This is a genomic window from Bifidobacterium sp., assembly GCF_051876855.1.
Classification (GTDB): domain Bacteria; phylum Actinomycetota; class Actinomycetes; order Actinomycetales; family Bifidobacteriaceae; genus Bifidobacterium.
Window position 1 is genome coordinate 25,198 of record NZ_JBJEIH010000036.1, and the last position, 14,696, is coordinate 39,893.

Annotated in this window: 14 protein-coding genes and 1 tRNA gene; 11 read left to right on the top strand and 4 right to left on the bottom strand. The window is 62.7% G+C overall.

Annotation, left to right across the window (positions count from 1 at the left end; all coding sequences use genetic code 11):
* Window positions 1–127: 127 nt before the first annotated feature.
* On the bottom strand, window positions 128–781 hold the full coding sequence (locus ACI38B_RS02915) for a potassium channel family protein (RefSeq protein ID WP_026650649.1): 654 nt from the start codon (window positions 779–781) through the stop codon (window positions 128–130).
* A gap of 133 nt (window positions 782–914) precedes the next feature.
* Complete coding sequence (locus ACI38B_RS02920; RefSeq protein ID WP_439729460.1) at window positions 915–2,378, bottom strand: TrkH family potassium uptake protein; 1,464 nt, start codon at window positions 2,376–2,378, stop codon at window positions 915–917.
* 131 nt (window positions 2,379–2,509) lie between these two features.
* Between ACI38B_RS02920 and ACI38B_RS02925 the strand changes: the two genes are divergently transcribed.
* The 4 genes from ACI38B_RS02925 (at window position 2,510) to ACI38B_RS02940 (ending at window position 6,508) form a co-directional block, all read left to right on the top strand.
* A complete protein-coding gene (locus ACI38B_RS02925; RefSeq protein WP_439729461.1) occupies window positions 2,510–3,445 on the top strand; it encodes an NAD kinase in 936 nt (311 codons plus the stop codon).
* Complete coding sequence (gene recN, locus ACI38B_RS02930; RefSeq protein ID WP_439729462.1) at window positions 3,445–5,235, top strand: DNA repair protein RecN; 1,791 nt, start codon at window positions 3,445–3,447, stop codon at window positions 5,233–5,235. The genes ACI38B_RS02925 and recN overlap by 1 nt, the downstream gene beginning before the upstream one ends.
* A 56-nt stretch (window positions 5,236–5,291) precedes the next feature.
* Window positions 5,292–5,951 carry an HAD family hydrolase gene (locus ACI38B_RS02935; protein WP_439729463.1) on the top strand — a complete coding sequence of 220 codons (660 nt, stop codon included), beginning with the start codon at window positions 5,292–5,294 and terminating at the stop codon, window positions 5,949–5,951.
* 164 nt (window positions 5,952–6,115) lie between these two features.
* Window positions 6,116–6,508, top strand: a complete 393-nt coding sequence (locus ACI38B_RS02940) for a GntR family transcriptional regulator (RefSeq protein ID WP_015451257.1) — start codon at window positions 6,116–6,118, stop codon at window positions 6,506–6,508.
* Here ACI38B_RS02940 and ACI38B_RS02945 read toward each other — a convergent pair.
* Together ACI38B_RS02945 and thrC are read right to left on the bottom strand one after the other, a co-directional pair.
* Window positions 6,505–6,639: a hypothetical protein gene (locus ACI38B_RS02945; RefSeq protein ID WP_439729464.1), complete on the bottom strand. Its 135-nt coding sequence runs from the start codon at window positions 6,637–6,639 to the stop codon at window positions 6,505–6,507. The genes ACI38B_RS02940 and ACI38B_RS02945 overlap by 4 nt on opposite strands.
* A gap of 132 nt (window positions 6,640–6,771) precedes the next feature.
* On the bottom strand, window positions 6,772–8,256 hold the full coding sequence (thrC, locus tag ACI38B_RS02950; RefSeq protein WP_439729465.1) for a threonine synthase: 1,485 nt from the start codon (window positions 8,254–8,256) through the stop codon (window positions 6,772–6,774).
* 208 nt (window positions 8,257–8,464) lie between these two features.
* Here thrC and ACI38B_RS02955 point away from each other — a divergent pair, with 208 nt between their 5' ends.
* From ACI38B_RS02955 to rsfS, 7 genes are all read left to right on the top strand, one after another.
* On the top strand, window positions 8,465–9,784 hold the full coding sequence (locus tag ACI38B_RS02955; RefSeq protein WP_439729466.1) for a glutamate-5-semialdehyde dehydrogenase: 1,320 nt from the start codon (window positions 8,465–8,467) through the stop codon (window positions 9,782–9,784).
* Between the two features lie 98 nt (window positions 9,785–9,882).
* Window positions 9,883–10,527 (top strand): phosphoribosylglycinamide synthetase, encoded by a 645-nt coding sequence (locus ACI38B_RS02960; protein WP_439729467.1) that lies wholly within the window; start codon window positions 9,883–9,885, stop codon window positions 10,525–10,527.
* A complete protein-coding gene (gene nadD, locus ACI38B_RS02965) occupies window positions 10,524–11,291 on the top strand; it encodes a nicotinate-nucleotide adenylyltransferase (RefSeq protein WP_439729468.1) in 768 nt (255 codons plus the stop codon). Before ACI38B_RS02960 ends, nadD begins: the two co-directional genes overlap by 4 nt.
* A gap of 64 nt (window positions 11,292–11,355) precedes the next feature.
* Window positions 11,356–12,375 (top strand): ribose-phosphate diphosphokinase, encoded by a 1,020-nt coding sequence (locus ACI38B_RS02970; protein WP_015451252.1) that lies wholly within the window; start codon window positions 11,356–11,358, stop codon window positions 12,373–12,375.
* A gap of 102 nt (window positions 12,376–12,477) precedes the next feature.
* Window positions 12,478–12,548 (top strand) — tRNA-Gln (locus ACI38B_RS02975).
* 423 nt (window positions 12,549–12,971) lie between these two features.
* The gene (glmU, locus tag ACI38B_RS02980) at window positions 12,972–14,354 is read left to right on the top strand and encodes a bifunctional UDP-N-acetylglucosamine diphosphorylase/glucosamine-1-phosphate N-acetyltransferase GlmU (RefSeq protein ID WP_439729469.1); all 1,383 of its coding nucleotides are present in this window, start codon (window positions 12,972–12,974) and stop codon (window positions 14,352–14,354) included.
* Window position 14,355: 1 nt separating this feature from the next.
* Window positions 14,356–14,696 (top strand): ribosome silencing factor (rsfS, locus tag ACI38B_RS02985; RefSeq protein WP_439729470.1); only part of this gene is annotated, 341 nt, incomplete at its 3' end.

Consider the following 14,696-nt stretch of genomic DNA (forward strand, 5'->3'; position numbering starts at 1 on the left):
GGCGCTGGCAGTGCCCAGTGACTTAGGCCGTCCCTGGCCGAACGTCACATGATGAGCTACGAGTATAGCGAATCACCGGGAACGGTGGCAAATCCGCAGTTGCCGCGAACGACGGTGGCGTCCGCGCTCAACCGCGCATGAAATGGTCGATTTGGTCCTGCTTGCCCATGATGACCAGCTCGTCATTGCGGTGCATGACGATATCTTTCGAACCGTACTGGAGTTCCTGGCCGGGGGACTGGACGGCGACGACCGTGACCCCGTAGCGCGAATGAATGCGGGCGTCACCGACCGAATACCCGACGACCTGCGCGGGCGTATGGATTTTCACCACCGTATGCGGTCCTTCAAGCTCGATGTAATCCAGATAATCCCCGGACACCAGATGTCCGACGCGTTTGCCCGCATCCATTTCCGCGTTGATGACATGGCGTGCGCCGATGCGTTGCAGGATACGCGCATGCTCCTTGGATACGGATTTCGCCCACAGATCCGTGATGCCGGCGTCCAGCAGATTGCCGGTGGCGATGACGGAAGCCTCGACGCTGTCGCCGATGGCGACAACCGCGGTGCCGAACGTACCCGCATCAATCTGTTCAACCGCAAGCACATCTGTCATATCCGCCTGGACCGTCGGAATGGTCGACGACCAGCGGTTGACCAGCACCGGATCCTTGTCCACCGCCAGCACGTCCTGACCAAGCTCGTCAAGCGTGGAAGCCACCGAACTGCCAAATCGGCCGAGCCCAACCACCAGAACGCTTCGATTATTGTCTGCCATCAATCCATCCCTTTCCGACACATCCGGCGCATACGACACTTCCTGATGCGCCGGCACATCCGACGCTTTCACTCGTCAGCCGTCGCCTTCCACAGCTGCACCACACTGCCCGACAGTATACCCGCATGGGTATTCAGCCCACGATAATCGGCTCTTCGGGGAAGCGCACCGCCTGAGCCGCAGATGGCCGGTTGATCGCATACGCGATGGTCATCGGCCCGATCCGCCCGATGATCATCGTCATGGCGAGCAGCAGCAACGCCGCCGGGTCGCTCTGGTCGGCGACGCCGACCGTGTATCCACCCAGTCCGAAGGCCGAGCAGGTGTCGAACAGGGCATTGCTCAACGAGCAGCCGGACACCACCATCAATGCCAGCGACACCGTGAACACCAGTGTCAGGCATGTGGTCATGATGCTCACCGCGGTCATCGTCGTGCGCTCGTTGATGCGCTTGTGGAAGACAGTGACATCGCGCTTGCCGCGGAACGCCGCCCGACATACGAGCAATACCACGGCGAAGGTCGTCACACGGATGCCGCCGGCGGTGGAGGTGCTGCCGCCGCCGATGAACATAACCGCGCTCATGAACACTTTCGTCGGATCGCTCACATCCGGCACCCACGAGGGGTCGAACCCGGAGGTGCGGGGCATGACCGCCGCGGTGAGCGCGTATCGCAGCCGTGTTTGCAGGTCTGCGTGCGAGAACAGGGTGTGGTTGTTCCACTCGACGCACCGGAACCATAGCAGCGAGACCGCCACCATGCAGAAGGTGCCGATCAGCGTGATTTTGGTGTGCAGGGTCCAGCGTTTCGGCGGCGTGTGCTTGCGCGCGGCGCGCATGAGGTTGAGCAGCACTGGGAAGCCGAGCGTGCCGCAGAACGCGCTGAGCAGCACCGGCAAGCCGACACCCCAGCTGTTGACATGCAAACCCGCGCCATCGGGCGTGAAACCGGCGTTGTTGTATGAGATCACCGCGAAGAACAGCGCCTCCCACAAGGCGTGCCGCACATTGCCGTGATTGACGTGCAACAGTCCGGGGAACAAGGCAAGGAAGGTGATGACCTCGATGAGCAGGGTGGTCACGAGGACCGCGTTGAGCACGCCTTTTGTCTCGCTCAGCTTGGTCGCGCCGAGTTCCGTGGCGGTGAGCATGCGCTGCGATGCCTTGATATGCTTGTTGACCGCCAAAGCAATCAGGGACGCGAAGGTCATGACGCCGAGGCCGCCGAACTGGACCGCCAGCAGAATGACCGCCTGTCCGAATAGCGACCAGTGGGTGGTGGTGTTGACCACTTGGATGCCGCATGTCGAAGCGGCTGAAACCGCGGTGAAGAACGCGACCACAGGATCGGTCACCTTGCGGTTATGGGCGCTGATGGGCAGTTCCAGCAGAACCGTGGCCAGCGCGATCAGCGCGAAGAAGTACAGGATGGTCAGCCGACCGGGGTGCGACCACAGTTTCGCCGAGAGGTTACGGCGCGGCGGACGGCGGTCCTGCGCAGCCTGACGTTCGAACGCGTCGCCGGAGAACCACCAGCTGTAGCCGCGCGAGGCTTCGCGGTTCATGGAAGACTCGTCAAGGACGAGGTTCGACATTTTCTGCGCTCCTTACGCGTGCCGATACATGGGCTCAGCCGCTATTCTAGATGAAGTTCAGCTAGGATGGAGCAGTAGGACGGGCGCGCCCACCGGTGGCGGACCCGTGTTCGAGGTTGAAAGGGCGGCGTATGGCTTTGCAACGGCGTGCTGTTGTCGTGACGCATACCAGGTTGCGTCAAAGCGGCACTGTAGTTTCCGAGGCAGTGGACCAATTGCGTGGCGCTGGGTTCGAGGTTTCGATTATAGACAATGTCGAAGCCCCGGGATTCGCGGAATCGACCGCCCATATCGACGACGACACCGAAATCGTCGTCGTCCTTGGTGGCGACGGGACCATACTGCGCGCCGCGGAACTCGTACATTGCACGAAAGTGCCGATTCTCGGCGTGAACCTCGGGCATGTCGGCTTCCTCGCGGAATTCGAAAGCTTCCAGATGAGCGACGCGATTCAGCGTGTCGCCGCCCATGACTATTCCATCGACGAACGCATGATCGCTCATGTCGATGTGTGGCTTCCTGGGGCGGACAAGCCACTGAGCGATTGGGCGCTCAACGATATCACGCTTGAACGTTCCGATCGCGGCAAGATGGTTGAGCTGTCCATCCGTGTCGATGACGTGGAGATGAGCTCGTTCGGCTGCGATGGCGTCATCGTCTCCACGCCGACTGGTTCCACGGCCTATGCGTTCTCCGCTGGCGGGCCAATCATCTGGCCGAATGTCGAGGCCTTGCAGCTGGTTCCGCTCGCCGCGCACGCCTTGTTCGCAAGGCCTTTGATCATCGGGGTCGGCTCGTCGTTCACCATGACCATTCTTGACAATTCGACGTCGGATGGCTGGATTTGCTGCGACGGGCGTCGTCAGCGAGCCTTGCCCAAAGGCACGCGCGTCGAGGTGCGCGAATCGAAGAGCCGTTTGAGGCTCGCGCGGCTGTCCGGCGTGCCGTTCACCCAACGTTTGGTCACGAAATTCGACCTTCCGGTGGTTGGTTGGCGTGAGCATAGCCGCACCCGGCAGACACACCATACGACCGGAGAAGACACGGCAGGGGAGGATGCCCGCTGATGCTTGAGGAACTTGAGATACGCGATCTGGGGCCGATTCACCACGCGCGCATCGCACCGGCGAGGGGTATGACCGCCATCACCGGTGAGACGGGTGCCGGCAAATCCATGCTGCTGAGCGCGATTCGCCTGATTTCCGGTGGCCCCGCCCAGTCGAGACGTGTCGGCCCGGGAGTCCAGGAGGCATGGGCGCAAGGCGTATTCGCGGTCGCCAAAGACAATCCGGCCGTCATCCAGGCCAAAGACGCGGGCGTCGATGCCGCCGCGGACGAGGGCGAGCTGTACCTGTCACGCACGGTGCCGGTGGCCGGCAGGTCGCGCTCGGTGCTTTCGGGGCATACCGTGCCGCGTTCTGTGCTGCAGCATGTGTCGGAGCATCTGGTGACAATCCACGGGCAGGCGGACCAACTGCGTATCGCCTCTGCCTCCCGCCAGCGTGAGGTGCTTGACGCCTACGCCGGCGATGCTGCGCTGTTGGAGGCCTACGGCAAGGCGTGGAACGAGCTCAAGGCGATGGACGACCGGTTGGATGCGCTCGAACACCAGCAGGCGGATGCCCGGCAGCGTGCCGATTATCTGCGCGAATCCATCGAACGGATCAACCAGGTAGACCCCCAACCAGGGGAGGACGAGGATCTCAAGGCCAAACGTTCGCGCATCGAGAACGCCGCATCTATTCAACAGGGTGTCAACGGGGCGATTGCCGCATTGGACGCTTCGCAACTGGACTCGGACGGCGATTCGAATGGGGCGACCGATCTGGTCAGGCATGCCGCGCAGAGCCTGCGTGCCATCCGTGTCGACGGCGACGATACCTACGAAAAGCTCGCTCAGCGGCTTGATTCGATTGAGGCCGATTTGTCGGACGTGGTGTTCACATTGTCACGCCAGACCGATGACGACGACGATGAAGGCGATCTTGACGCCATCAACACGCGTATCCATGATCTGGGGGAGTTGACACGGCGCTGGGGGCCGGGGCTCGCCGACGTGATCGCGTGGCGGGACAAGGCCGCGTTCGAGGTGGAGGATCTCGATGCCAGCCCGGAAAAACTTGAACAATTGCGTGCCGACCGGGAGCGTCTGGCTGCCAAGGCATTGGACGCTGCGCGCGAGCTGAGTGCCGCCAGGGTGAAAGCCGCGGGCGAGCTGGGTGAGCGTGTTACCGCCGAGCTCGGTGAACTGGCGATGAGCGGGTCCCGGCTTGAGGTCCGGGTCGTTCCGCGTGCCGCCGACGCTGGTGCTGGTGCCGGTGCCGACGCTGGTGCTGGTGCCGGTGCCGATGTTGCCGAGGTGCTCGACGCCCATGGCATGGACGACATCATGTTCGCGTTCACCCCGTTCCCTGGTTCCGAACCTCTGCCGATGGGCTCAAGCGCTTCAGGCGGCGAACTGAGCCGTCTGATGCTCGCCCTCGAGCTCACGATTGCGGAGAGGCGTGGCGAAGCAGCCGATATGACCTTCATCTTCGACGAGGTTGACGCTGGGGTAGGCGGCAAGGCCGCGGCGGAACTCGGGCGGCGGCTTGCCAAACTCGCGCGATCCTCGCAGGTCCTCGTTGTCACGCATCTGGCGCAGGTCGCCTCGTGGGCGCAGGAGCAGTACGTGGTGAGCAAAGGGCCGACGGCCTCGGACACCCCTGACGAGCCGGGCGCCGCCGGGGTCACCACCACCGTGACCCGCGTGGACGGGGAAGACCGCGTACGGGAGATCGCACGCATGCTTTCCGGCAGCGAATCGGGAACTTCACTCGACCATGCCCGGGAATTGCTCGCGGCGAGTGTAGAGTAGCAATAACGGTATATCCCGCCGTAATGCGGCGGCGGGATCGACGAAAGGAGCCTCAAATGGGTGCCAACAGCGGCAAGGCGGCGATTTTCGACCTCGACGGGACGTTGCTTGATTCCATGGGTGTGTGGGATCAAGTTGATATCGATTTCCTCGGCAAACGCGGCATCGAGGTGCCGGACGACTACATGACGACCGTGTCCTCGATGCAGTTTCGGCAGATCGCCGAATACACAATCAAACGGTTCGATTTGGACGACACGCCGGAAGATCTTATGAACGAGTGGACCGAGATGGCAACGCACGCGTATGCGACCCTCGTTGAGGCCAAACCCCACGCCTTGCAATATCTCGCGTATCTGCGGCAAAGCGGGGCTAAACTCGCGGTCGCCACGACGTTGTTGCCGAGCATGCGTGTCGCCGCGATGCGGCATACCGGGCTGGACGAGTATTTCGATGTCGTGTGCAGCGTGGACGAAGTGGGGGATGCCGGCAAGGAGGAGCCGGATGTGTATCTCAAAGCGGCACAGCTCTTGGGCGTCGCCCCGCAGGACTGCACGGTGTTCGAGGATATTCTGATTGGGATCCGCTCCGCGAAGGCCGCCGGTATGCGGGCATGGGCAATGCATGATGACTCATCCGATGCGGACTGGCCGACCATCTGCGATGAAGCGGACGGCATTATGTTCGATTTCAATGACGCGCCGGTGCGCCTGTAGAGTGAAGCCTGCGTGCCTGACTGTCGGCTGTTCTGTGCCGCCTCGCTAAGTGATATGCTGATTATTAGAACAGTAGAACAGTTTGCGGTGGTGTGTATATCACCGATTGCGTGTGCGTATGCGTACACCACCGCGAGCCGACGACGCACATGATAGGGAACGGCATGAAATTCTCGGTATCCGATGATTCAGACAAGCCGAAATACGAGCAGTTGAAAACCCAGATCAGGTCGGCGGTGTATTCGGGCGAGCTCACCGAAGGACAGGCCCTGCCGTCGTTGCGCCGGTTGGCCGCCGAACTCGGGGTGTCCGTCCTCACCGTCGCTCGCGCCTACGATGAACTCGCCGACGAGGGCATCGTGCGCAATGAGCAGGGCAGGGGCACGTTCGTTGCGTTGCGCAGCGGCGAAGTGCTGCGCCGCCGCCTGTTGACCAAAACACGGGAAAACCTGGAGGAAGCGTGCGCCGCCGCCCAGCGCGCGGATATCTCCATGCAGGAACTCGAACAGATGCTCGCCGAAATCTACGCCGACATCGAACAACAGCGCCTCGGCTAGTCACGCGGATTCTCGGGGTCTTTGACTTCCGGCTGGGCGAACAGGAGATGAACGCCATCGCCGCGCTCGACACGAAGACCAGCCTCTTCTTCGACCATCACGACCCCGCGACCGTCGATATGTTCGTGCACATGCTCGAAGACCGCAGGGGGAGGGCATAGTCCATGCCGGCGGCGCCGACGATGTGCTCCTCGCCCGTTCTTGCGGCGAAAAAACGACGGCCCGGAGCGTAAAGCACCCGGGCCGTCATATTCGTGACCGTGTTACAGCCGGTCCGCCGCCTGTTCCACGTAGGCGGGCATGCCGTCGATGTCGACGACGTCCGTGAACCGGACATCCGCGTGCTCAAGGCCGCGCAGTGCCTTCGGGGCGGTGGTCCCGCTGTGCTCGGCGAGCACGTCCATGCAATCGAAGTCGGAGCCGGACGCATCCCAGCCCAGCGCCTCGTTGACCACGCGCGGGAACTTGTACGGGCTCGCCGTGCTCAGCAGCACGCGCGGGGTGAGCGGGTCGCGCGGCATCTGCTGCATCACGTAATAGCCGCAGGCCGTATGCGGATCGATCACGTAATGGTTCTTCTGCCAGCAGTCGGCGATCATCTCGCGCACCTGATCCTCGTCGGCCCAGCCACAACCGAACAACTGCCTGATCTTTGCCAGCAGCTCGGCCGGCACCTCGTAGGCGCCCCACTGGTTCAGATCGTTCATGAGCATCTGGATGAGGCGCGTGTCCTTGTCGGACATGTAATACAGCATGCGTTCGAGGTTCGAGGAAATCAGGATGTCCATCGAGGGGCTGATCGTCTGGAAGAACGGGCGCTTGCGGTTGTAGGTGCCGGAGGTCAGGAAGTCGAAAAGCACGTTGTTCTTGTCGCTGGCGACGACCAGATGCTTGACCGGCAAGCCGAGCATCTTCGCGTAATAGCCGGCGAGGATGTCGCCGAAGTTGCCGGTCGGCACGCAGAACTCGACTTCGTCGCCCGCGTTGATGACCTGACGTTCGAGCAGTTGCGCATACGCGGAGAAGTAGTAGACGACCTGCGGCACCAGACGGCCCACGTTGATGGAGTTGGCCGAGGAAAGCACCACATTCGCCTGGTCGTCGATGCGCTTGGCGAGCTCATGGTCGCCGAAAATGCGCTTGACGGCGCTCTGCGCGTCGTCGAAATTACCGCGCACCGCGCACACGTTCACGTTCGCGCCCGCCTGCGTGGTCATCTGCAGCTGCTGGACCTGGCTGACCTTGCCTTCCGGGTAGAACACGGTGATGCCCGTGCCCGGCACGTCGGCGAACCCTGCCAGCGCGGCCTTGCCGGTGTCGCCCGAGGTGGCCGTGAGGATCATGATCTTCTCGTTCGGATCGCCGGTCGGGGCGGTATGCGCCATAAAACGGGGGAGGATCTGCAAGGCGACGTCCTTGAACGCGGACGTCGGGCCGTTGAACAGCTCGAGGATGTAATCGTCACCCAAGGGCTTGAGCGGTGTGATCGCTGGATCCGACCATTGTTCGCCGTAGGCGTCGCGCACGCATTGCGTCAGCTCGTCATCGGTGAAATCCGGCAGCAGCGCGCCCAGCACCTCCCGGGCGATTTGCTGATAGGACTTGCCGGCAAGGGACGCGACGTCGATCTGCGTGTCGCCGAGCGCGTCGGTGACGAACAGGCCGCCGTCATCGGCGATGCCCTTGCGGATGGCCTGCTTGGAAGTGAGTGAATCGGTGGTGCTGCGGGTGCTATGGAACGTGATCACGAATCATCCTTGCAAAGTTAAGTGGATCTTATGGGCGGTATTCTACCGGGAGCCATGGGCATGGGGCGCTGCCGTTCCCCGATATGGACACCCTCGTCGGCGCCGTAAGGACGCCGTGTCGGCCTGCCGCAGTCATCCTTTGAAACAATTGACCCGCCGTGTGAGCGAAATCAGCACGATGCCCGCGGTGTGCGCTACTGTTTTGGCTATGACGAACCAAGAAGACAACGGTCAGGCCGGGCGCGTCGACGCGCAGGTCTTCAGCGCCGTATGCATGATGGCGGACGCTGCCGCCCAGGCCCAGCGTGCACTCGAACAGGCGAACACCGAAGCGAAGAACGAGCTGCTGCTCGCCATCGCCGACGCCCTCGACGCGCATGCCGACGACATCGCCGCCGCCAATCAACAGGACATGCAGGAAGCCTTCGAATCCGGCATGGATGAAGGGAAACTCGACCGCCTGCGTTTCGACGTGGACCGCATCGCCGCCAGCGCGCAAGGCGTCCGCCATGTGGCCACGCTGCCCGATCCGGTCGGGCAAGTCGTGCGCGGGTACAACCTGCCCAACGGGCTGCGCCTCAACCAGGTGCGTGTGCCCATTGGCGTCATAGGTATGATTTATGAGGCCCGGCCCAATGTGACGGTCGATGTCGCTTCGCTGTGTCTCAAATCGGGCAACGCGGCCATCCTGCGCGGCGGCCATGCGGCCGAACGCACCAATGCGGCCACATTGCGCGTCATCCGCGAGACCATCGCCGAACACGGGTTCGACCAGGCGCTTGTTGCCACGGTCGACGCCTACGGCCGCCAGGGCGCGACCGCGATGATGGAGGCGCGCGGCCATATCGACGTGCTCATCCCGCGTGGCGGGGCCGGCCTCATCCAGGCCGTCGTACGCAACTCCAAGGTCCCGGTCATCGAAACCGGCGCCGGCAACGTCCACATCTACGTCGACCGTTCCGGAGATCTCAACAAGGCCATCCCCATCATCCTCAACGCGAAAACCCAGCGCGTCGGGGTCTGCAATGCGGCGGAGAAGCTGCTCGTGCACCGCGATGTCGCCGAAGCGTTCCTGCCTCTTGCCGCGCAGGCGCTCGCCGAGGCGAATGTGGTGCTGCGCGCCGACGAGCGCGCTTACGGCATCATCGACGCCGCCGGCATCGAGGGCATCGACCTCGAACAGGCGGACGAACAGGATTGGGACACCGAATATCTCGCGCTGAAGATGGGCGTCAAGGTCGTCGATTCGCTGGACGAGGCGATCGGGCATATCAACATGCATTCGACCGGGCACACCGAATCGATTATCGCCGAGGATTATTCCGCGATTGAGCGGTTCACCCGGCTCGTGGATTCCGCGGTGGTCATGGTCAACGCCTCCACGAGGTTCACCGACGGCGGCGTCTTCGGTTTCGGCGCCGAACTTGGCATTTCCACGCAGAAGATGCACGCGCGCGGCCCGATGGGCTTGCAGGAGATGACCACCACCAAGTGGATTGGCTACGGCACTGGGCAAGTACGCCGGTAATTCGCGGCGCCGCACCGAAAGGCGCGTCGGCGATACATCCCGGCATCCCGGTATGACGGCATCAGGGGCGGTTCGCAGGAACCGTGAAGGAAACGAAGGTGACACAAGTGGCAGTGAATGAAGCATTGGCGCGCGACCGCGGCATCGATTTGGATGACCCTAAGCTCGCCCTGCGGGTTGCGGCGGAACGGTTGAGTACCGTGAGGTATGTGTTCCTCGTGCAGATCGAGGACGGTATCGCCACCGCCGCCCAGCGGGCGTCGTTGGAATACGCGGATGCGGTGCTCATCGGGTGGCCGGAGAATGATGCGCCCGACGTGGTCGATCTCGACGAGCAGCAGCAGGCGCAGGTCGCCGAACATATGCGCGTCATGGAGGACCATATCCGCAAGTACGCCGCGATGGAGCGCGATGGCGATATCGACGGGATGACGGATACACTGATTCGCATCACCGAACGGGTGGCGGAGATCCGGCGCCTGTATCAGCCTGATTTCCTGCTGCCTACCTTCGCGGAGATCCGGCGGGTCGTCCAGCAGGAATGGGACGAGGATATGGGCAAGATCGATCCCAAGGAGCCCGATCCGACCGCCGAACAAATCGAAGAACAGACTGAGGACGCCGATAAGCAGCAGCGTCAAATCGCCGAACGTGCCGAGCATGCCGATCGTTCCGGGAAGTCTGAACAGGCCGGTCAGCAACATGCGGGTCATCACGGCGAGCACCACGGAGACAAGGCATGACCGGTAGCGTATCCGGGACGAGCATGCCTGCGCCCGGCCAGTCCGATGCGGGCCGGCGTATGTCGGACCTGCTGCAACGCCCGCAAATCGACACGCCCGGATCATCCTCGCGCAGGTCCGCGCGTGGCAATTGGCATAGCCGGCCGCGTATCGGCATCATGGGCGGCACCTTCGATCCCATCCACAACGGGCATTTGGTTGCCGCCTCCGAAGTCGCATGGGTATACGACCTCGACGAGGTGATTTTCGTGCCGACCGGACGCCCGGTGTTCAAATTGGACAGGCATGTCACCAACGCCGAGGACCGGTACCTCATGACTGTTATCGCCACCGCCTCGAACCCCAAGTTCACGGTTTCCCGTGTCGATATCGACCGTCCGGGGATCACCTACACCATCGACACGCTGCGCGACATCCACGCACAGCATCCCGACGCCGAATTGTTCTTCATCACCGGAGCGGACGCGGTCGCGGAGATTATGCGTTGGAAGGACGCCGACAAGATGTGGGACCTCGCGCAATTCGTCGCGGTCACGCGGCCGGGGTATACGAGCCCGTCCTCACAGCTGCTTAGCGAAGGTCATGTGGACACCTTGGAGATCCCGGCATTGGCGATTTCGTCGACCGACGTGCGGCGGCGGGCGGCCCACGGCGAGCCGGTGTGGTACTTGGTGCCTGACGGCGTCGTGCAGTATATCGGCAAGCACGGCCTGTATCGCGGGATTGCCGGCGGCGGCGCCAAGGACACGCACGTGTCCGCCTGAGCCGGTCAATGCGGATGGCTACTATGAAATACGTCCACTTCAGCGAACAACGTTTGGAGACACGGTGAGCGCAATCCTCGAAGGAAAGCCTGATAAAAACCTCATTCTCGTCACCGGCCGGGCGCACCCCAGGCTGGCGCAGGATGTTGCCAAGCAACTTGGCATCGACGTGCTGGAAACTACGGCATACGATTTCGCGAACGGCGAGATGTATGTGCGCTACACCGAATCGGTTCGTGGCGCCGACGTGTTTGTGCTGCAGAGCCACTGCAACCCCGTGAACAAGTCCATCATGGAGCAGCTCATCATGATTGATGCGCTCAAGCGCGCATCCGCCCGCTCCATCACCGCGGTGTGCCCGCTGCTGGGCTACTCGCGTCAGGACAAAAAGCATCGCGGCCGCGAGCCCATCTCCTGCCGTCTCATGTTCGATTTGCTCAAGACCGCCGGCGCCGACCGCATCATGAGTGTCGACCTGCATGCGGCCCAGTCCCAGGGCTTCTTCGACGGCCCGGTGGATCATCTGATCGCCATGCCGGTCCTGGTCGATTACATTCGTGACCGGTTCGCCAACCAGCTTGACAACGTCGCCGTGGTTTCCCCGGACGCAGGCCGTATCCGTGTGGCGGAGCAGTGGGCGCAGCGCCTTGGCGGCGGCCCGCTCGCCTTCATCCACAAGACCCGCGACATCACCCGCCCGAACCAGGTCGTCTCCAACCGTGTGGTCGGCGAAGTCGAAGGCAAGGATTGCGTGCTCGTCGACGATTTGATCGACACCGCCGGCACCATCGCCGGTGCATGCCATGTGCTGCGCGACGCGGGCGCGAAGTCCGTGACTGTTGTGGCCACCCACGGCGTGCTGTCCGGTCCTGCGGTCGAACGGCTCAAGAACTGCGGTGCACGCGAGGTCGTGCTCACCGATACCGTGCCGATTCCGGAGGAGAAGCGCTGGGACGGCCTGACAGTCCTGTCCATCGCGCCGCTGCTTGCCAGCGCTATCAAGGCGGTGTTCGAGGACGGCTCGGTCGCAGAGCTCTTCGACACCTATCCGGTGCATCACGGGCAAGGCTTCCTGTTCGCTTGAATTCTGCGGTTTTGTCGGTCCGACAGCGCTGAAAGACGCGCGGACGGATTGACGAAACGCCAGAGTATGGCATAATAGCAACTTGGCGGTGAAAACCGCCGATCCCCCATGGTGTAATGGCAGCACACGGGTCTTTGGAACCCTTTGTCTTGGTTCGAGTCCAGGTGGGGGAACCCGAAACGGTTCCGCGCGCGAAACACGGAACCCGCGCCGGCCGGGCCCGCGAGTCCGGGTCCGGCAACGGCATCACGAACGCACGAGGTCCAACGGCCCCGTGCGTTTTGCTTTAACCGTCACCCTCCCATACTCCCTACAAACTGTCTACGCTGAGAGCACTGTCAGCGTAACCAGTTTGTGGGGCATCGGTCAACGTGGTTGTCCGACGCTGACCGGCGCTTCAGCGTCGGCCGAAGCCCAACCGGCACCGCTTCCGACATTTGACTCTGACATCAGTCGAGTGGGAATGACAGCTTGTGTTGCCGCCCCATGTCCGCCCCCGACGGTTACAATCCTCGAAGCATGGCGTGCCGCCGTCAGACGCCTCACGCATGGCCGTCCGGCGCAGCGCCGTTACGAAGAATTGGAGATTTCATCGTATGACATTGTCAGCCGCAATCATTCTTGCCGCAGGGGAAGGCACCCGGATGCGTTCCGCCACGCCGAAGGTGCTGCACACGCTCGCGGGCAAGACCTTCCTTGAGCGGGTCATGGCATCCGTCGCAGGTCTTGATCCGGAAACCCTCGCCGTTGTCGTCCATTACCAGGCCGATCGCGTCGCCGAGGCGGCACGCTCCTACAACGAATCTGTCGAAATCGTCAACCAGGACGATCTGCCCGGCACCGGTCGTGCAGTCCAGTGCGCAATGAATCAGCTCGCCGCCGAAGGCAAGGCCGACGGCACTGTGCTCATCGCGGCCTCCGACATGCCGCTGCTCGATACCAAGACCTTGTCCGGATTGCTTGACTACCATCGCACAAGCGGCAACGACGCGACCGTGCTGACCACCGTGCTCGACGACCCGACCGGGTACGGCCGCATCATCCGCGACAGCGACGGCAGCGTGCTGCGCATCGTCGAGCAGAAGGACGCCAACAGCAGCGAATTGGCCGTGCGTGAGGTCAACACCTCCGTATACGTGTTCGACGCGAAGGTTCTCGCCGCCGCAATCGCCGGGCTTGACTCCAAGAACGCGCAAGGCGAATTCTACTTGACCGATGCCCTCGAAACCGCCCGCCACACAGGCCGGGTGGGGGCGTGGGCCGCCCCCGACCCCTTGAGCGTCGAAGGCGTCAACGACCGCGTGCAGCTGGCCGCGCTCGCCGCCGCCCACAACCGCCGCGTCTGCGAATACTGGATGCGCCAGGGCGTGACCATCCTTGACCCGTCCACCACCTGGATTGACGACGACGTGCGCATCGAACGTGACGCGCAGATTCTCCCAGGCAGCTTCCTGCAAGGAACGACCACCATCGGCGAAGGCGCGGTCGTCGGCCCGTACACCACGCTCATCGACGCGCGAATCGACGCCGAAGCGCATGTGGAACGTTCCCGTGTCCAGGAATCGCATGTTGGGCGGGCGGCGAATATCGGCCCATGGACCTACATGCGTCCGGGCAATGAGCTGGGTGAAGAAACCAAGGCCGGCGCGTTCGTCGAAATGAAGAAAGCCCATATCGGCAACGGTACCAAGGTGCCGCATCTGAGCTACATCGGTGACGCCCAGCTGGGCGAGCACACCAACATCGGCGGCGGCACGATTACCGCGAACTACGACGGGGTGCACAAGAACCGCACGAAGATCGGCTCCAACGTCCATGTGGGTGCCGGCAACATGTTCGTCGCGCCGGTCGAGGTCGGCGATGGTGTCACCACCGGCGCCGGGTCGGTAGTCCGTCACGACGTGCCCGACGACACGATGGTATACTCCGAGAACACACAACACAATATCGAGGGCTGGAAGCCCGCTTGGGAGCGCTGATATGACCGCATTGCAAAGTTCCATCGACGCCGTCCGCATCGCCGCAGCCGCGGCCGATCGCATGAAGGGCACAGATATCGTCGCCTTCGACGTGACCGGGCCGATTGCCATCACCGACGTGATGATGATTGTCACCGCGTCCAACGAACGTCAGGTGCTCGCCGTCGCTGAGGAAATCGAAAAGGACCTGTACACCAAGGGCGGCCATCTTCAGCCGCGCTCGCGCGAAGGCCTGCAGGAAGGCCGCTGGGTGCTGCTTGATTTCGGCGATTTCGTGATTCACGTGATGCACGAGGAGGAGCGGCGCTTCTACCGGCTGGAAAGCCTGTGGAAGGATTGCCC